This window comes from Streptomyces sp. NBC_01244, assembly GCF_035987325.1.
GTDB lineage: Bacteria > Actinomycetota > Actinomycetes > Streptomycetales > Streptomycetaceae > Streptomyces.
Window position 1 is genome coordinate 2,385,771 of record NZ_CP108488.1, and the last position, 18,560, is coordinate 2,404,330.

Annotated in this window: 14 protein-coding genes; 8 read left to right on the forward strand and 6 right to left on the reverse strand. The window is 71.6% G+C overall.

Going from position 1 to position 18,560, the window contains the following annotated elements; genetic code table 11:
• The first annotated feature begins 190 nt into the window (after window positions 1-190).
• The 7 genes from OG247_RS10510 (at window position 191) to OG247_RS10540 (ending at window position 11,420) form a co-directional block, all read left to right on the forward strand.
• On the forward strand, window positions 191-1,093 hold the full coding sequence (locus OG247_RS10510; protein ID WP_327251986.1) for an alpha/beta fold hydrolase: 903 nt from the start codon (window positions 191-193) through the stop codon (window positions 1,091-1,093).
• A gap of 486 nt (window positions 1,094-1,579) precedes the next feature.
• Window positions 1,580-1,744 (forward strand): FxSxx-COOH cyclophane-containing RiPP peptide, encoded by a 165-nt coding sequence (fxsA, locus tag OG247_RS10515; RefSeq protein ID WP_254384685.1) that lies wholly within the window; start codon window positions 1,580-1,582, stop codon window positions 1,742-1,744.
• Between the two features lie 29 nt (window positions 1,745-1,773).
• Entirely contained in the window at window positions 1,774-4,059 is a 2,286-nt protein-coding gene (fxsBH, locus tag OG247_RS10520; RefSeq protein ID WP_327251987.1) for a radical SAM/SPASM protein FxsBH, inactivated beta-hydroxylase extension form, read from the forward strand.
• Complete coding sequence (locus OG247_RS10525; protein ID WP_327251988.1) at window positions 4,056-4,910, forward strand: aminoglycoside N(3)-acetyltransferase; 855 nt, start codon at window positions 4,056-4,058, stop codon at window positions 4,908-4,910. The genes fxsBH and OG247_RS10525 overlap by 4 nt, the downstream gene beginning before the upstream one ends.
• 43 nt (window positions 4,911-4,953) lie before the next feature.
• Window positions 4,954-6,426, forward strand: coding sequence for a TIR-like protein FxsC (locus OG247_RS10530; protein WP_327257414.1), 1,473 nt, complete (start codon window positions 4,954-4,956; stop codon window positions 6,424-6,426).
• Window positions 6,410-10,411, forward strand: coding sequence for an FxSxx-COOH system tetratricopeptide repeat protein (gene fxsT, locus OG247_RS10535; RefSeq protein WP_327251989.1), 4,002 nt, complete (start codon window positions 6,410-6,412; stop codon window positions 10,409-10,411). The genes OG247_RS10530 and fxsT overlap by 17 nt, the downstream gene beginning before the upstream one ends.
• A 100-nt stretch (window positions 10,412-10,511) precedes the next feature.
• Window positions 10,512-11,420, forward strand: coding sequence for a DUF4231 domain-containing protein (locus tag OG247_RS10540; RefSeq protein ID WP_327251990.1), 909 nt, complete (start codon window positions 10,512-10,514; stop codon window positions 11,418-11,420).
• A 25-nt stretch (window positions 11,421-11,445) separates the two neighbouring features.
• Here the strand turns inward: OG247_RS10540 and OG247_RS10545 are convergent, their stop codons facing one another.
• The 5 genes from OG247_RS10545 to OG247_RS10565 all read right to left on the reverse strand — a co-directional run bounded on the left by OG247_RS10545 (window position 11,446) and on the right by OG247_RS10565 (window position 16,569).
• A complete protein-coding gene (locus OG247_RS10545; RefSeq protein WP_327251991.1) occupies window positions 11,446-11,925 on the reverse strand; it encodes a hypothetical protein in 480 nt (159 codons plus the stop codon).
• 117 nt (window positions 11,926-12,042) lie between these two features.
• Window positions 12,043-12,867, reverse strand: coding sequence for a S1 family peptidase (locus tag OG247_RS10550; protein WP_327257415.1), 825 nt, complete (start codon window positions 12,865-12,867; stop codon window positions 12,043-12,045).
• A 198-nt stretch (window positions 12,868-13,065) separates the two neighbouring features.
• Window positions 13,066-13,953, reverse strand: coding sequence for a DUF1684 domain-containing protein (locus tag OG247_RS10555; protein WP_327251992.1), 888 nt, complete (start codon window positions 13,951-13,953; stop codon window positions 13,066-13,068).
• A 204-nt stretch (window positions 13,954-14,157) separates the two neighbouring features.
• Entirely contained in the window at window positions 14,158-15,042 is an 885-nt protein-coding gene (locus OG247_RS10560; RefSeq protein WP_327251993.1) for a S1 family peptidase, read from the reverse strand.
• Window positions 15,043-15,417: 375 nt separating this feature from the next.
• A complete protein-coding gene (locus OG247_RS10565; protein WP_327251994.1) occupies window positions 15,418-16,569 on the reverse strand; it encodes a DUF5685 family protein in 1,152 nt (383 codons plus the stop codon).
• Between the two features lie 284 nt (window positions 16,570-16,853).
• Between OG247_RS10565 and OG247_RS10570 the strand changes: the two genes are divergently transcribed.
• Window positions 16,854-17,306, forward strand: a complete 453-nt coding sequence (locus OG247_RS10570) for a cell division protein SepF (RefSeq protein WP_327251995.1) — start codon at window positions 16,854-16,856, stop codon at window positions 17,304-17,306.
• A 66-nt stretch (window positions 17,307-17,372) separates the two neighbouring features.
• On the opposite strand, the gene OG247_RS10575 is transcribed toward OG247_RS10570, so the two are convergent.
• Window positions 17,373-18,542, reverse strand: coding sequence for an acyl-CoA dehydrogenase family protein (locus OG247_RS10575; RefSeq protein ID WP_327251996.1), 1,170 nt, complete (start codon window positions 18,540-18,542; stop codon window positions 17,373-17,375).
• Between the last annotated feature and the right edge of the window lie 18 nt (window positions 18,543-18,560).

An 18,560-nucleotide genomic window follows, 5' to 3' on the forward strand; every position in this document is an offset into this window, starting at 1 on the left:
AGGACCGTTCACACCCGTTCACACCTCCTCCATCACGCCTCTGACCTGCACAGATATCGAGGGACCTAAGACCCCTGTGCGCTTGTGAAAACTTTCACAAGAATTTCGGACGAAGTGCACCCTACCGCGCTCCTCCCCCAGCGAGCACAATCACCGTGACGAGTCGCGTCAACCGTGAGGGAGGGAGCGCGTGCGCAGTCAGGTGCGCGTCGCGGACGGACGGAATCTGACGGTGGAGCGCTGGGGCGACCCGGACGGCAGACCCGTTTTTCTGCTCCACGGCATGCCCGGCAGCCGCCTGGGCCCCGCCCCGCGGGGCATGGTCCTCTACCAGCGCCGGATGCAGCTCATCACCTACGACCGGCCCGGCTACGGGGGCTCCGACCGCCATCCGGGCCGCACCGTCGCCGACGTGGCCGCGGAGGTGGCGGCGGTGGCCGACTCCCTGGGCCTGGACACCTTCGCCGTGGCCGGCCGCTCCGGCGGCGCCCCCGGCGCGCTGGCCTGCGCCGCCCTGCTCCCCGACCGGGTCACCCGGACCGCGGCCCTGGTCCCCCTCGCCCCCCGGGACGCGGAGGACCTCGACTGGTTCGAGGGGATGACCGCCTCGAACGTCACCGCGTACTCCACCGCCGGCCGGGACCCGGAGGAGCTGGCCGCCGGGCTGATCCCCCGCGCGGCGGGCATCGCCGCCGATCCCGGGCAGCTGCTGGACGAACTGCGCCGGGAGCTCACCGAGAGCGACCGCCTGGTCGTCTCGGACGCGGGACTGCGCGCGATGCTGCTGCGGAACTACCGCGAGGGGGTCCGCAGCTCCGCCTACGGCTGGATCGACGACATCCTCGCCTTCAGCACCCCCTGGGGGTTCGACCCCGCCGACATCCGGTGTCCGGTGATGATCTGGCACGGCGGGCTCGACGAGTTCTCCCCCGTGGGCCACTCCCGCTGGCTGGGCCGGCGCATCCCCGGAGCCACCACCACCATCGACCCGGCCGCCGCCCACTTCGGTGCGCTGCACGCACTGCCCGACGTACTGACGTGGCTGCTCAGGGAGCTGCCGGCACCGCCCGTGAACGAACAGCAGCCGGCGTAGGCACGGGGCCGCCTCCCGCGCACCCGGCGCACCCGGCGCACGCAGCGCACCCGCATCACCAACTCACCAGCGATGCGGGCCGAGTTGCTACCCGATGGCCCACAACTCGGCCCGTCCGCAGTCGAGTACGCCTCAGGGCGAGCGCCGGTCCCTCCGCTCGGGTCGGGCCCGGTATCCGCCGCGGCACCGGCTCGGCCTCACCGCGCCGGTCCGGGGTGAGGCCGACGGCCACGGCGGACCCTCGAATGGAAAGGATCTTGCCGCAAGGAAGCCGTAAGTCAAACGGCCGAATACCGGGCCCGGGCGAATTCGATCATGTTTACCACCGGTACCCGATCGGCCCTGCACAGGACATCACTCTGTAGCAACGACCTGGGCAGTTCGGCACGCCGATCAGCGGTCGGGGAGGTAAAGTCCGCGCCAGACACTGGCTCGTCGCCAATGTCAACCCCTCCCATTCCCCATGACCTCCCCGAGGACGGCGTCATGAACACCTCCGCCACCCACCCGGCCAGCACCGTCACGGCCACTCGCGTCCCGCTCGACCGCATCGACGTCCGCGGCGCGCGCGCGGCCGCGACCCTGGGTCGCGTCCTCCCGACGGAATCCGGCCGAAAGGTTCAGACGCCCATCTTCAACTCTGCACTCTGACGAGGAAGTCAGCGCTCTAGACTGGTGGAATGACCGGCCTGATCGCTTTTCGCGAGATCGTCCTGAAAGTTCACAGCAGATGCGATCTCGCTTGTGATCATTGCTATGTCTATGAACACGCAGATCAGAGCTGGCGCGCCCGGCCCAAAGTGATCTCCCCCGAGGTGATCGCACAGACCGCGTCGCGTCTCGCCGAACACGCAAGGACACACGCACTCCCCTCCGTCACGGTCATCCTTCACGGAGGGGAACCGCTTCTCGCGGGCCCCGCCCGCCTCAGGCTCGTGTGTGAGGAATTCACCCGCGCCCTCGACGGCATCGCCGCCCTCGACCTGCGCATGCACACCAACGGCTTGCAGCTCAGCCCCCGTTACCTGGACCTCTTCGCGGAGTTCGGCGTCAGCGTCAGCGTCTCCCTCGACGGGGACCGCGCGGCCAACGACCGCCACCGGCGCTTCGCCGACGGCCGCACCAGCCACCCCCTGGTCCTGGCCGCCGTGGACCTCCTGCGCACCGAGCCCTACCGCCACCTCTACCAGGGCCTGCTCTGCACCATCGACGTGGCCAACGACCCCGTCGCCGTCCTCGACGCCCTGGTCGAGCTGGCCCCGCCGCGCGTGGACTTCCTCCTCCCGCACGCCACCTGGCAGACGCCCCCGGTCCGCCCCGACGAGGCCCCCGACGCCTACGCGCGCTGGCTGCTGCGGATCTTCGACCACTGGGAGCACCGCGGGCGCCCGGTCCCCGTACGGCTCTTCGACTCGCTGTTCTCCACCCTGGCCGGCGGCCCCAGCCTCACCGAGTCCCTGGGCCTCGCGCCCACCGATCTCGTGGTCGTGGAAACCGATGGGAACCTGGAACAGGTCGACTCCCTGAAGAGCGCCTTCGAGGGGGCCGCGGCCACCGGGTTCAACGTCTTCGACCACGCCTTCGACCTGGTCGCGGCCCATCCCGGGGTCCGCGCCCGGCAACTGGGCCTGGCCGGCGTCAGTGGTACGTGCCGCCGGTGCCCCGTCGTACGTTCGTGCGGAGGCGGGCTCTACACGCACCGCTACAAGGCCGATCCGGCCGACCCCTCCGGCACGGGAGCCGCCGGAGACTTCGACAACCCCTCCGTCTACTGCACCGACCTGCGCGAGCTCGTCGACGGCGTGGAGGGGCGTACGAGCGCCCGCGCGAGCGCGCCGGAACTGGCCGACCCCGCCGAGCTGGCCGGCTCCCAGGAGCAGCTCACCAGGGACCTGCTCGCCCTCTTGAACGACCGCCGCACGGGTGATTCCGACTGGGAGCGGGCCTGGGCGGTGCTGGGCGCCGTGGAGCGGGCCGGGCAGGCCGGCGCGGACGCGCTGGACGCCGTACTGGCCCACCCCTTCACCCGGACCTGGGTCATGGCCTGCCTCGACCCCGCCGGACGGGACCGCCCCGACGCCCCGCAGGCGGCCCGCCGGCTGACCGCGCTGGCCGCCGCCGCCGTCCTGCGCGGCGGGCTCGACCTGCCCGCCGAGGTCGTCTACCGGGACGGCGAGGTGTACCTGCCGACGCTCGGCCTGCTGCGCCTGGGCGAGCCCGGCACCGACGGCCGGGCCACGCTGCACGCCGCCGACGGGGGGTACGCCGTCCGCGAGGAGGGCCGCCCCGAACACCGCTTCGGGCCGGCGGCGGGTGACGCGCGCTGGCAGCCCGTACGCACCTGGTCGCCGGGGCCGGGCGCGGCCCCCGTGGCGCTGGAGGACCTGGATCCGCACCGCAACTGCTTCGCCCGCCCGCCCCGGCTGCGCCTCGGCGCCGCGGAGGCCGGGGAGTGGCGGGAGCGCCTCGACGTGGCGTGGGCCCTGCTGCACGCCTCGGTGCCCGAGTTCGCGCGGGCGGCCGCCACCGGGCTGACCACGCTGACCCCGCTCGCGGGCGGCCCCCGGGCCCGCGGCTGGGGCGAGGCCGGGCGGCACGGCCCGGGCGCGCTCGGAGTGCCGTACGCGGCCGGGGTGGCGGAGACCGCGCTCGCGCTGCTGACCGGGCGGCGGCGGGCCGGGCTCCAGGCGCTGACCGAAGTGACCGACCTGTACGCGCTGGACGGGGAGTGGCAGCACCCCTCGCCGTGGCGGGAGCGCCCGGTCCCGGTCTCCCGGCTGCTGGCCGACGTCCACGAACGGGTGGCCGTGGAGGCCTACCGTCGGGCGACCGCCGCCGCGGAGCCGGGCGGGCTGGACCGGATCAACCGGGCCCTGGACCGGCTGTCGGGGGCGGCGGAGCTGACGAGCACCGGAAAGCGGCTCGTGGAGCAGCTCCGCTGGGAACTGAAGGCGGTCGACGCATGACGGGCCCGCCGGGCCCCGGGGAAGCCGCCCGGCTCCCCAGCCCCGGCCCGGACGGCCCGGACGGCCCCGACGGCTCCGTCCACGCCCTCGGTGTCCGCCCCGGCATGCGCCTCCTGGTGCACGCCTCCCTCGGCGGCACCGGTCTGCGCGCCGAGGAGCTGCGCGACGCCCTCCTCACCGCCGTCGGCCCGCTCGGCACCCTCGCGGCGCCGGCCTTCACCCCGCAGAACTCCAAGACCTCCACCGCCCACCTGGCGCGGATCGCGGGCCTCTCCGAGGAGGGCGTACGGGACTTCCGTGCGCGGATGCCCGCCTTCGACCGGGTGCGCACCCCGAGCCACGGCATGGGGGTCCTCGCCGAGGCGGTGCGCACCGCCCCGGGAGCGGCGCGCAGCGGGCATCCGCAGACCTCCTTCGCCGCGGTCGGCGAAGGGGCCCGGGAGCTGTGTGCGGAACATCCGCTGACCAGTCATTTGGGCGAGGATTCACCGCTGGGAAAGATGTGCGGCGAGGGATGGGGGGTACTCATGATCAATGTGGGATTTTCCGTCTGCACCGCTTTCCATCTCGCGGAGTATCTAATTCCGCAGCCCCCCTTGCGCATGTACGAGTGTGTGGTGAAGGTGAACCATCCGGGCCTTCCGGGGCGGCAGCCCGGACGGCCCGAGGGGGAAGGGTGGACCGCGTACGAGGACATCGCGCTGGATGACAGCGATTTCGCCGAGATCGGCAGGGCGTTCCCGGAAGACCGGATTCTCCGGGGGCGGATCGGCGGAGCATCGACCATGCTCTTCGCCCTTCCGGATGCCGTCGATCACGCACTTGAATGGATGACCGAAAATAGACGCTGATTGACTGAACGATGAGGGGATGTGGCGGAGCAGCTCCGGAATGATGTTTCTTCGCTCGCATCTTCGGGACGGGGGTCGTGTGCCCGCATCAGTGCAGCCGTACTTTTTTCTCAGTTATGCGCATACACCGAGGTTCGGGGCGGGAGGACCGGACCCGGACATGTGGGTGGAGCGGCTTTTCCGCGATCTCTGCAGCCATGTCATGGCGCTGACGAATCTTCCCGCGGGAGCCGAGGCCGGCTTCATGGACCGGGAGATACGCAGCGGTGAGGGCTGGTCGGAACGGCTCGGGGCGGCGCTCGCCACCTGCCGGGTCTTCGTCCCGCTGTTCTCGCCGCGCTACTTCGCCAGCGAAATGTGCGGGAAGGAGTGGTTCGCCTTCGCACAGCGCACCATCCACCACGTGGCGCTGAGCAACCAGCCGGCCGACGCCATCGTGCCCGCGTTATGGGTACCGGTACCGCCCTCCCAACTACCCCTTCCCGCAGAGCGGTTGCAGTTCAACCACAACACCTTCGGCGAGCGGTACGTCACCGACGGACTCTACGGACTGATCAAACTGCGGGGCTACGCCGAGCAGTACGAGAGCGCCGTGTACGAACTCGCCAAGCGGATCGTCCGGGTCGCCGAAACCGTCCGGCTCGATCCGATCCGGCCCCTCGACTACCGCCTGGTGCCCAGTGCCTTCGGCTCTCCGAGCAGCACCGCCCGCACCCTGCACGTCACCGTGGCCGCCGCCTCCCGGCACGATCTGCCCGAGGGGCGCAGCCCCGAGTACTACGGGGACAGCGCGCTGGACTGGAACCCGTACCACCCGGTCTCCCAGCGGCCCATCGCCTACGTGGCGGAGGACCTGGTCCGCAACCTCAACTACCAGACGACGGTGGGGTCGTTCGACGACGAGGCCGGACACTTCGACTCCAAACAGCCGCCCACCCGGCCCGAGATCCTCATCGTGGACCGGTGGGCGGTGGAGGACGAGCAGCGCCGCCAGCGCCTGGCCGCCTTCGACCAGGAGTCCCGGCCGTGGATCAACGTGGTCGTGCCGTGGAACCGGTACGACCACCAGAGCCGGGCGAAGGAGGGCGAGTTGGCCCACCGGCTCGAGGACACCATGCCCGTCAAGATGAGCCAGGGCCGGGCCGCCTGCCGGGCCGCCGCCAACGGCGTGGCCAACATGGAGACGCTCGGGCAGATCCTGCCGCAGGTGGTGGAGGCCGCCGCCCAGCAGTTCCTCAGACACGCCCAGGTCTACCCACCGGCCGGCAGCCCCGTGGCCGGCACCGAACGGCCCCGGCTGCTCGGTCCCATGGGGATGAACGCGCCGCCCGCTCCACCGCCCGCCCCCTTCCCGCCCACCGTGGGCGATACGGGCGACGGGTACGCCGGGGCCGGCCGGTCCGACGGGCTCGGCAGGTCCGACGGGTCCGACGGGTCCGACGGGTCCGACGGGTCCGACGGGTCCGACGAAAACAACGACAACGACCGGGGGGACGCGGATGACATCGAGTCGTGACAGCCAGCACAGCAGCCGTGACGAGCACCACGAGGGGCGCATCGTCACCTTCTACTCGTACAAGGGCGGCACGGGCCGCACGATGGCGCTGGCCAACACCGCCTGGATCCTCGCGGCCAACGGCAAGCGGGTCCTCGCCGTGGACTGGGACCTGGAGGCTCCCGGCCTGCACCGCTTCTTCCACCCGTTCCTGGACCCCTCCACCCTCGGCGCCACCACCGGTGTCATAGACCTGATCAGCGAGTACGCGTGGGCGGCCACCAGCCCGGTGCAGCGCGCCGACGACTGGCACAAGGACTACGCGCGGATCCAGCCGCACGCCGTTTCGCTGACCCCCGAGACCCTCGGCTGGGAATTCCCCGACGGCGGGACCCTGGACTTCGTCTCGGCGGGCCGGCAGAACCGCGAGTACTCGGCGACCGTCTCGACCTTCGACTGGGACAACTTCTACGACCGGCTCGGCGGCGGGCTCTTCTTCGACGCCTTACGGGCGGACATGAAGCGGAACTACGACTACGTCCTCATCGACAGCCGCACCGGCCTCTCCGACATAGCCGACATCTGCACGGTCCACCTGCCCGACGTCCTGGTCGACTGCTTCACCCTGTCCGACCAGTCCATCGACGGCGCGGCCTCCGTGGCCCGGCAGATCGACGAGCGGTTCAACGACCGAGGCATCAAGATCTACCCGGTCCCGATGCGCATCGACGAGGGCGAGAAGGAGAAGGCCGACGCCGGCCGGGCCCTGGCCCGGATCAAGTTCGACCGCTTCCCCAACGGGCTGATCGGGGACGACCTCACCTCCTACTGGGGCGCGGTGGAGATCCCGTACCGCCCCTACTACGCCTACGAGGAGACCCTGGCCACCTTCGGCGACGAGGCCGGGCTCACCAACTCCCTGCTCTCCGCCTTCGAACGGCTCACCACCGTCGTCACCGAGGGCGACGTCACCTCTATGCCCGCCATCGGCGAGGAGGTGCGCCTGCGCATCCGGGACGCCTTCACCCGGCGGCGCCCCGCCCTGCCCGCGGACCTCTTCCTCTCCTACGTCGCCGAGAACCGCATGTGGGCCGACTGGATCGAGTCGGTGCTCACCCGGGCCGGTTTCCGGGTCGTCCCCCGGGACGTCTCCGCCGAACGGGCCCCGGCCACCGCCGCCGGGGACACCCTGGGCGGTACGGGGATCAGCGTCGACACCGCAGCACGGACCGTGGTGCTGCTCTCCAGCGCCTACCTCAAGTCCGCCCGCGCGGTGGACGTGTGGGAGCGGGCCGCCGCCGAGGACCCGACCGGGGGCCGGCGCCAGCTGGTGCCGCTGCGGGTGGGCGACGTACGCCTGTCCACCCCGTACATCGACCGCAATCCGGTGGACCTCTTCCGCCTCGACGAGGTGCACGCCACGACCGCGCTGCTGCGCGCGGTGGAACGGCCGATGGCGCTGCCCGACACCGTCGCCAGCGCCTCCGCGCCCGGCCCCCGCTTCCCGGGGACGGTCCCGAAGATCTGGAACGCGCCGCCCCGCAACCCCGGATTCACCGGCCGCTCCATCGTGCTGGAGCGGATGCGCGACCAGCTCGGCGGCGGCATATCCGTGGTGCTGCCGCAGCCGCAGACCCTGTTCGGGCTCGGCGGCGTGGGCAAGACCCAGGTGGCGCTGGAGTACGTCCACCGCTTCATGGCCGACTACGACCTGGTCTGGTGGATCTCCGCCGAGCAGACCGACGACGTGGTCGCCGCCCTCGCGGAACTGGCCGTACGCCTGGGCGCGCAGACCGGCGAGGACATGTCGGCCGCCTCCCAGGAGGCGATCGACCTGCTGCGGCGCGGGGTTCCCTCCTCGCGCTGGCTGCTGGTCTTCGACAACGCCGACGACCCCGAAACGCTCAAGCGGTACTTCCCGCCGGGCGGCCCGGGGCACGTGCTCGTCACCTCCCGCAACCAGTCCTGGTCCCAGTACGGCGACGCCCTCCCCGTGGACGTGTTCCTGCGCGAGGAGTCCATCGAGCACCTCCAGCGCCGGGCACCCGGGCTGAGCAAGGAGGACGCCGAGCAGGTGGCCGTCGCGGTCGGCGACCTGCCGCTGGCCGTCGAGCAGGCGGGCGCCTGGATCGCGGAGACCGCGACCCCGGTGTCCGCGTACATCGAACAGCTGGCCCAGCAGGCCGCCCGCGTGCTGGCTCTGAACCAGCCGCCCGGCTACCCGGAGCCGGTGGCCGCCACCTGGAACGTCTCCATAGAACGGCTCCAGTCCCGCTCCCCCGCGGCCGTGCGGCTGCTCCAGCTGTGCGCCTTCTTCGCGCCCGAGCCGATCTCGGCGAACCTGCTCTACAGCAAGGAGATGATCGACGCCCTCAAGCCGTACGACTCCTCGCTCCAGGAGAAGCTCGTCCTGGGCCGCGTCATCCGGGAGATCGGCCGCTTCGCGCTCGCCAAGGTCGACCAGGTCAGCAACAGCATCCAGGTGCACCGCCTGGTGCAGGCCGTGATCCGGGCGCAGCTCTCCGAGGAGGAGCAGCGCGAGGCCCGGCACGCGGTGCACCGGATCCTGGCGGGTGCCCGGCCGGACGACGACGAGCCGATAGACAACCCGGAGACCTGGCCGCGGTTCAACACCATCTGGCCGCACCTGACGCCGTCGGAGGCCCGGTTCTGCAAGGAGCCGGAGACCCGCCGGCTGCTGATCGACCGCGTCCGCTACCTCTGGAAGCGCGGGGACTTCAAGGCGGCGTACGCGCTGGGCGAGGAGCTGCGCGAGACCTGGCGCGAGACCCTGGGCGGCGACGACCTCCAGTACCTGTACCTGCGCTTCCACCTCTCCAACATCCTTCGCTCGCAGGGCCGGTTCGTGGAGGCGATGGAGCTGGACGAGGGCACCCTGGAGCGCCAGCAGGCGGCGCTGGGCGTCTCGCACCCGCACACGTACATGACCACCAGCGGGCTGGCGATGGACCTGGGCGCGCTCGGCCGCTACGGCGAGGCGATGGAGCTGGCCAACGCCGCGCACGAGGGCTTCGGGCAGATCTTCCACGAGGCCCACCCGCGCACCCTGGCCGCCGCGAACAACCTGGCGCTGAACCTGCGCATGATCGGGCAGTACGCGCGGGCCAGGGAGATCGACCAGGAGGTCCTCGACCGGCGCACCGAGGTGCTGGGCACGGACCACCCGTACACCCTGTCCTCGGCGCAGAACCTGGCGCGCGACCTGCGCGAGGTCGGCCGGTACGACGACTCGGTGCAGTTGCTGAGCCGGACGTACGAGATCTACAAGCGGACCCTGGGCCGGGCCTTCCCCGGCACCCTGTCGGCGGCCAAGAACCTGGCGGTCTCGCTGCGCAGGGCGGGGGACGTGGAGGACGCGCTGCGGCTGACCACGGCGACGCGCAACCGCTACCGGGCCAAGTACACCTCCGTCAACCCCGACCTCCTCGCCTGCGAACTCAACCTGGCCGCCGACCTGTTCGCGACCGGCGACCCGGGCGCGGCGCGGGACCTGGCCCAGGAGGTGGTGGACGAGTACGTCAAGGTGCCGGGCGAGCGGCACCCGTACACCCTGGCCGCGGTCAACAACCTCGCGGTGTTCCACTGGGGCACGGGGGCGGCGGAGACCGCCGATCCGATGCTGCGCCAGACCATCCACCACATGCGCGAGGTGCTGGGCGACAACCACCCGCACACCATCTTCGCCAACCTCAACCTGGCCAACGCCCGGGCCGACCTGGGCGATCCGGAGGGCGCCCTGGAACTGGAGCGGATCTCGGTGATGCGGCTGCGCGAGGCACTGGGCGCGCACCACCCGGAGACCCTGGCGAGCTCCTCCAACATGGCGGTCAGCCTGGACATGATGGGCCGCAAGGAGGAGGCGAACCGGGTACGGGCCGAGGCGGTGGCCGAGTTGACCCGGCTCCTCGGCGAGGACCACGGGCTGACGCGGTACGCCCGCGACGAGCGCCGGGTCCACCGGGACCTGGAGCCGCTGGCGGTGTGATCCGCGGGGGCGGCTCCCGCCGGGAGCCGCCCCCGCACCTCTCCTCCCCTCCCCTCCCGATGGACACAGAACGCAGAACCAGCAGACTGGGGGGTTCGCTGTGAGTGACAGCACGACCTTTCGCAACGAGGACCTGCCGGCCCTCTTCCACCACACCGACCAGGCGGCGATCTCCCGGCAGCGGGAATCCACCCAGGCCACCCGCGCCCAGCTGATGCTGCTCGTCGTGGCCGCCGCCATCGCCGCCCTGCCCGAGGGGCCGAAGCTCGGCTCCGCCTACCTGTCCGGGCTGCTCAGCGTGCTCGCGTACGCCGGGGTGCTGGGCGTGGGCATACGGGCCACCCGGCGCCGGGCGCGCCCGCAGTGGCAGCTCAACCGCAGCGCCGCGGAGTTCATCAAATCGCTGGCCTGGCGGTACGCCGTCCACGGCGCCCCCTTCGGCAGTGACGTCCCCGGCGTCGAGGAGACGTACCGGACCCGGCTGGAGGCGGGTCTGAACGAGCTGCGGAAGATGGGCTGGGAGGATCCGCGGACCGCCGGGCTCGTGCCGGAGGGCGGGGAGATCACCGGTGCGATGTTCCGGCTGCGGGGTCTGGACTACCAGGTCCGCAGGGAGACGTACGTCCGTGACCGGCTGATCGAGCAGCGCAACTGGTACCAGCGCAAGACGGAGGTGTCCCGGCGGGCGACGGCCCTGTGGTCGTGGTCGATCGTGCTGCTGACCCTGCTGGCGCTGCTGTTCGCCCTCTTCGGGGCGTTCGGTTCGGGTCCGGGGCCGGCGCTGACCGGGCTGCTGAGCGCGGCGGCGACGGCCGGCATCGCCTGGAACGAGGTGCGGCGCCACCACCCGCTGATCGAGGCGCACACCCTGATCGAGCAGGACCTCTCCGCGATGATGGTCGTGATGCAGACGACGATCACCGAGACGCAGTGGCCGACCTCGGTCTACGAGACCGAGCGGTACGTGTCCCCGCAGCACACGGACTGGCTGGCCCGGCACAGCAGTTGAGGTGCCGGGAGGGCGTGGCCCGGATTCAGTCCCGGGTCACGCCCTCCCGCCAGATCACGGTGACGGGCTTCCCCAGCGCGCGGGCGTAGGCGACGATCTCGGCGGTGCCGCCGTGCCCGCGGGCGGGCAGGCCGTCCCAGACGGCGACGAGGCGGTCGCAGGAATCGGCGATGTAGGTGCCGGCCGCGTAGTAGGCCTCGTCGGTGGAGCGGGCGAAGTCCATCCGGACCTCCTGGGCGGCCCGGCGCTTGAGCCCCAGGTACCGGTCCAGCGATCCGGTGTCCCCGAAGCCCTCCTCGTAGTCCCCGCTGGGGATGACCACGGTGAGGTCCGCGCCGTATTCCAGCGCGATGGCGGCGAACAGCTGGTCCGCTCCCTCGGCGAGGCTGGAGAGGGCCTCCAACGGCCCTTGGTGGCCCCCCAGTACGGACCGCAGGCCTTCCTCCACATGGCCGAGCAGCTCGTCCGGAATCGACCGGTGCCCGGTCACGCCGATTCGCTTCATGCGGAAACCCGCTCCCCCCGTGGACACGAACGCCCTGGACATCCTCCCAGAAGGCGGGAGGACGTCCAGGGGTACGGCGGGGGCGCACGGGTCCGTGGTGCGGCCCCGGAGCAGGGCCTAGTACACGCTCACGCCGTACGCGTTGAGCGCCTCGACGACGGGCTGGAAGAACGTGGTGCCGCCCGAGGAGCAGTTGCCGCTGCCGCCGGAGGTGAGGCCGACCGCGCGGGTGCCCGAGTAGAGCGGACCGCCGCTGTCACCGGGCTCGGCGCAGACGTTGGTCCGGATCATTCCGTAGACGACGTCGCCGCCGCCGTAGTTCACGGTGGCGTTGAGGCCGGTCACCGAGCCGCTGTGGATGCCGGTGGTGGATCCGCGCCGGGTGACGGACATGCCGGTGGTGGCGTTGACGGCGCTGGTGATGTCCTGGTTGCCGACGGTCCCGGGGTGGGCGACGGCGGCGTTGTCGTAGCGGACGAGCCCGTAGTCGTTGTTCGGGAAGCTGGAGCCCACGGTGGGGCCGATGACGGTGGTGTGGGCGGAGTTGGTCCACCAGGTGCCCGCGCCGTCGGTGCAGTGTCCGGCGGTCAGGATGTAGTACGTGCTTCCGCTGCGCACGTTGAAGCCGGCCGAACAGCGCCAGCCGGAGGCGTAGATGGCGTCGCCGCCGGAGATCAGCTTCCTCAGCTTGCCGGGGGTGCGCTCGATGCGCAGGGCGGCCGCGTTCGTTCCGGCCTCGCTGCGGATCCTGGCGATGGCGGCCGCCGAGACGGTGGAGTCGGCGGTGACCACGAGGGTGCCGGTGGCGGGGTCGGTGTGCCAGGCCGTGCCGGCCACGTCGGCGCGCAGGACCGAGGCGCCGGCGGAGGCGAGCCGGTCGGCGCTGAACCCGCCGTCCGCGTGCGCGGCCGTGGGGGCCGCGAGGGCGGCCACGGCGGCCATGCCGGTGGCCACGGCGAAGAGCCGGGAACGGATGATGCTCTTGATCGTCACTTGTCGTCCTCCCGAGTGGGGGTCGGAGGCCCGGCGGGGTGGGGTGGTGCCGGAGCCCGTGGAGGGCGGCCAGGGACGCGGCGGACGGGATGCCGTTCGACGTGCCCCTGACAAGCCCCGAGAGACGCTGACGGGAGTCTGCTGGTGTCAGATACCGCTAGCAAGGGCGCCTTTCAGCCGCCTTTCGCCCGCCGCGATCTCGAAGGGCAGGGTGTTGCCCGGCGGAGGGAAGGGGCAGACGAAGTGGTCCGCGAAGGCGCAGGGAGGCAACTGGATCCGGTTGAGGTCCACGGAGATCGAGCCGTCGGCGGCCGGGATTCCGGGCTTGAGGAAGCGGAACCGGTAGCTGGAACGGCCCCCCGTGGCATCGCCGATGACCGCCCAGAGACTGCCGTCCTCCTCGTCCACCGCGACCCCCAGCGTGTGCCGGGCGCCCGCGAAGGCGAAGCTCAGCTCGCCGCCCAGGCCGAGCCCGCGCGCCCGCCCGTCGACGTTCTCGACCTGGACCGTCCGGTCCTGCCCGTACGGGGAGAAGTGCCCCGGCACGGCGTACGCCGGGTCGTACGGGGTGGCCTCGATCCCGGTGAAGGCCGCGCGGCCCGGTGCGGCCGGGTCGAACACGCGTACCGCCCATTCCCCTTCGCGCCGGATCACCACGAGCCGTACCTCCCCCGCCCGCAGCCGGGAGTGCGCGGGCGGCGCCTCGTCGGCGGCGAGGACGGCGGCGCCGGCGAGGGGTTCGCCGTCCAGGGTGATCCCGTCTCCGGGAGCGGCGGTCAGGGTCACGCCTCCGGCGGCGGCCCGCCAGTGCCCCGGAACGGCCGGAATTCGACCTTCCGGGTAATCGGCGAGCCAGTGCGTGCCGGTCAGTGCGAGCGGCCCGTAGGGGGAGGACACGGCGGCCACCCGGTGCTCGTGCCACTGCTTCCAAGCCGTGGCCGGATCATCCGTTTCGTCGGTGGCACCGGTGGCGTCGGTGGCATCGGTATCGTCCGCGACATCGGTTTCGCCGGTGTCGGTTGCGTCAGCGCTCATGCCGCTCAACCCTTCCACACCGGCCCGGCCGGAAACCGGACGGTACGCCGTCCGGACCTGTACGCGTCCGGAACGGGCCCGGAACACACGGATGCCCCGGACGCCCTCCCCACAGGGGGAGGACGTCCGGGGCGGTGCCGTGCTCGCGCGCGTCCGAGTCCGAAGGACCTGGTGCCCGGACCCGGGGGGCCGGGCACCTAGGGCCTAGTAGACGCTGACGCCGTAGCGGGAGAGGGCTTCCTTCACGGGCTGGAAGTAAGTGGTCCCGCCCGAGGTGCAGTTGCCGTTGCCGCCGGAGGTGAGGCCGACCGCGTGGGTGCCGGAGTACAGCGGGCCGCCGCTGTCGCCGGGCTCGGCGCAGACGTTGGTCCGGATGAGGCCGTAGACGATCTCACCGTTGCCGTAGTTCACGGTGTAGTTCAGACCGGTCACCTTGCCACCGTGGGTACCGGTGGTGTTGCCGCGGCGCTTGACCGACAGGCCGACCTTGGCGCTGATGGCGTCCTTGATGTCCTGGCTGCCGACCATGCCCTTGTGCGACAGGGACTTGTTGTCGTAGCGGACAAGCCCGTAGTCGTTCGTCGGGAAGCTGCTGCCCCGAGTGGGGCCGATCTTGGTGGAACCGGTGGAGTTCGCGTACCAGGTGCCGGCACCTTCGGTGCAGTGCCCCGCGGTCACGATGTAGTACGTGGTGCCCTTGCGGACGTTGAAGCCCGCGGAGCAACGCCACTGCGAGGTCCAGATGCCGCTGCCGCCGGTGAGCAGCTTCGACAGCTTGCCGTGGGTCCGCTCGATGCGCACTGCCGAGGCGTTCGCCCCGGCCTCCTTCTTGATCTTCTCTATGTTCGCGTCCGAGACGGTGGAGTCCGCGGTGACCACGAGGGTCCCCGTAGCGGGGTCCGTGCCCCAGGCGGTGCCGGCGACGTCGGCCCGCAGGAGCGAGGCCTCCACCGCGGCGAGGCGCTCGGCGTTGACGCTGCCGCCGCTCGGGGCCTCGGACGCCGACGCGGGAACCGCGATGGTGGCCACGGCGGTCAGGCCGGTGGCCACGGCGAGGAGCCGGGAACGGAAGTTGCGCTTGTTCGTCACTTATTGTCCTCCCGAAGGGAATCGCAGCCCGGGGGCAGGTGCAGTGCCCGGGCTCGTGCGGGCAGCAGGAACCACAGCCGGCATATCGCCGTTCGCCGTGCCCCTGACAAACCCCGTAAATGTTATCGAAGGATTTCCGCCGTCAGACCCGACCGGCAAGAGCTGATTCCAGCCACTGTCCGCTTACGGCCGACCGACCCGACCGACATACTCCCTTGCCGCAGACCAGGCCACGCCACCGCCCCCCACTCTCCGCCTCCCGGAACGGCTGGAAATCGCCCTACTGAATCACCGATGCGAGGGGCCGGGCCAAGCCCGCACCAAACCGGAACCAAGCCGTCACCAACCCGGGGCCGAAGCGGAGCCGGAACCTCCTCAGCAGCCGTCACACGGACAGCAGCAGCAGTCACCACACCCACAGTCGCCACAGCAGTCACAGCCGTCGCAGCAGTCACCGGCATCGCACCAGGGGTCCTTCCTCTCGCGGGACCACGGACCCTCGTGCTCCGTGCAGCACAGCTGGCAGGTGCAGAACAGCCCCAGGGCCACCGCGCAGCCCGGCAACAGGTCGCGGCGGGGCTTTCGCGGGGGCGCCGGCGGCGGGCCGAAGTCCACCGGGGGCGGGCCGAAGGAGCCCTCGGGCGCCCGGTCCGCCGCCGTGTGGGCGCAGCCCGCGGTCCCGAAGGCCCGGTCCACCGAGGTGCGCAGCTCGTGCACGAGCAGCCGGTGGGCCAGCCCCGCGTCGGCGAACTCCACCTCCCGCAGCGCCAGCCGGATGCCCCGCAGGGCGTCGTCGCACAGCCTGCGGGCCTCGGCGACGGGGGTCCCGGTGGCGGTGAGCGGGTTCCAGGCGCCCGCGGCCGCGTCCGCCGCCTGGTCCTCGACGGCGTCCAGCAGGTGCGCGAGCCTCCCGAAGTAGCGTCCGGCCTCGGCGAGCGCGGGGGCGTTGCCTGGCCGCCCGGCGAGGGTCGCGGTATGGGCGAAGGCGGCGGCCGTGGCGGTCTCGGTCGGCTCGGTCACCACCAGCACCGGCGTGCCGGCTCCGGCCAGGGTCTCGATGCCCGCCTGCCGGTCCACGGCGTCGACGAGCACGGCCGTGTCGAAGCCGAGCGAGGCCCCCGTACGGGCACCCGCCCGGTCCCAGCCCCGGGCCACCCGGCGCGCCGCGAGGGCGATCGGGGCGCGGGCCAACAGGCCGTCCCGGTCGGCGACGTGGTCGCGCACCTTCGCGGAGGCCAGGACGAGCGAGACGGCGGCCGCGAGCCGGGCCCCCTCGCCGTTGGCCACGGCGGCGGTGCGCATCCCGCGCAGTGGACAGGGCCCCGCGGTGCGCCGGGAGCCGGGGGCCGGTCCGGACTGAGCCTCCGTCAGAACGGAGACGAGCAGCCCGTCGTAGTTGGTCACGATCCTCGCGAACTGTCCGTGGTCCCCCCGAAGTGCCAGGCACAGCCCGCAGAGATGGGCCATCCACTCCGTCTTGAACCGTTCCCCGAGGCGGTGCGTGCATGGTCTGACGATGCCGAACAAAACGATTCCCCCGTGTGTCATACGCGTGCTCGACGGGCATCGTAGCGAGACCGCCCGTCACCCGTACGTCCCCATCGCTCACCCGTACGGCCGCACTGGTCGTATTTTCACTCAGTCAGCAGCGGTACCCGCCGGGATCCTTGACCGTGCAACGGATGTTCTGCACCAGTACCGTCACGAAACCCCTGCGCGGCGACTATCCACTTGGCGCGTTGTCAGCATCATGGACGACGATAGGGACGCGGAAGAGAAGACAGAACTGACCGCGATGAAAGGAGGCGTCCATGGGTTCGGTGCGCAAGGCGAGTGCCTGGCTGGGTCTCGTAGAGGACAGCGACGACGAGCGTTACTACGACGACGACTACGCGGAGGCCCCGCAGGGGGGTTCGGTGGTCGGCCCCGGCGAGCAGTGGGTCACGGACCCGCGCGTCAAGGTGGCGTCGGAGTCCGCCGTCGATCAGGGCCGCCGCATCGCGACGGTCACCCCGGACGGTTTCCGCGACGCCCGCGGCATCGGCGAGCTGTTCCGCGACGGTGTCCCGGTCATCGTGAACCTGTCCTCGATGGACCCGGGCGACGCGAAGCGCGTGGTCGACTTCGCGGCCGGCCTGACCTTCGGTCTGCGCGGTTCGATCGAGCGGGTGGCGACCAGGGTCTTCCTGCTGACCCCGGCCGACACCCAGATCGTGAGCGGCGAGCCCGCCGGCCGCTCGCGCGACTTCTTCAACCAGAGCTGAGCAAGGCCCTCACCGGCCGCCCCCGGTTCCTTCCGGCCCTCCCGGCATCCTGTGGCCGCACCCGGCCTAGCGGAAGGCGTCGAGCCCGGTGAGCGCCTTGCCCAGCACGAGCTGATGCATCTCGACGGTGCCCTCGTAGGTGAGGACCGATTCGAGGTTGGTGGCGTGCCGCATGACGGGGTACTCGAGGGAGATCCCGTTGGCACCGAGGATCGTCCGCGCGGTGCGACAGATCTCGATGGCCTCGCGGACGTTGTTGAGCTTGCCGAAGCTGATCTGCTCCGGCCGCAGGGTCCCCGCGTCCATCCGGCGGCCCAGGTGGTGGGCGAGCAGGATCCCCTTGTGGAGCTCCAGCGCCATGTCCGCGAGCTTGGCCTGCGTGAGCTGGAAGCCGCCGATCGGCCTGCCGAACTGCTCGCGCGTCTTCGCGTAGTCCAGCGCCGACTCGAAACTGGCCCGCGCCGCTCCCATCGATCCCCAGACGATCCCGTACCGCGCGTGGCTGAGACAGCCGAGCGGCCCCTTGAGTCCGCTGACGCCCGGAAGCACCGCGTCGGCGGGCAGCCGTACGTCGTCCAGGATCAGCTCGCTGGTCACCGAGGCGCGCAGGGACCACTTGTGCTTGATCTCCGGCGCGGAGAAGCCGGCGCTGTCCGTGGGGACGGCGAACCCGCGGATCCCCTCCTCGGTCTGCGCCCAGACGACGGCCACGGCGGCCACCGAGCCGTTGGTGATCCACATCTTGCGGCCGTTCAGGACCCAGTCCGAGCCGTCCCGCTTGGCGTGGGTGCGCATCGCGCCGGGGTCCGACCCGACGTCCGGTTCGGTGAGGCCGAAGCAGCCGATGAGTTCGCCGGCGGCCATGCCCGGCAGCCACCGCTGCTTCTGCTCCTCGGAGCCGTACTTCCAGATCGCGTACATCGCGAGCGAGCCCTGTACGGAGACCAGCGAGCGGATCCCCGAGTCGGCGGCCTCCAGTTCCAGGCAGGCGAGCCCGTACTGGACGGCGCTCGCGCCCGCGCAGCCGTATCCCTGGAGTGACATGCCGAGCGCCCCGAGGGCTCCGAGCTCCTTGGCGATCTCCCGGATCCCGGGCAGTTCGCCGTTCTCGTACCACTCGGCGATGTGCGGCAGGACCCGGTCGGCGGCCCAGCCGCGGACGGTGTCCCGGATCGCGAGGTCCTCGGGCGTGAGGAGTTCGTCGAGCCCGAGCGGGTCGGTGGGAACGAAGGACACTGCGCCTCCTGGCAGACG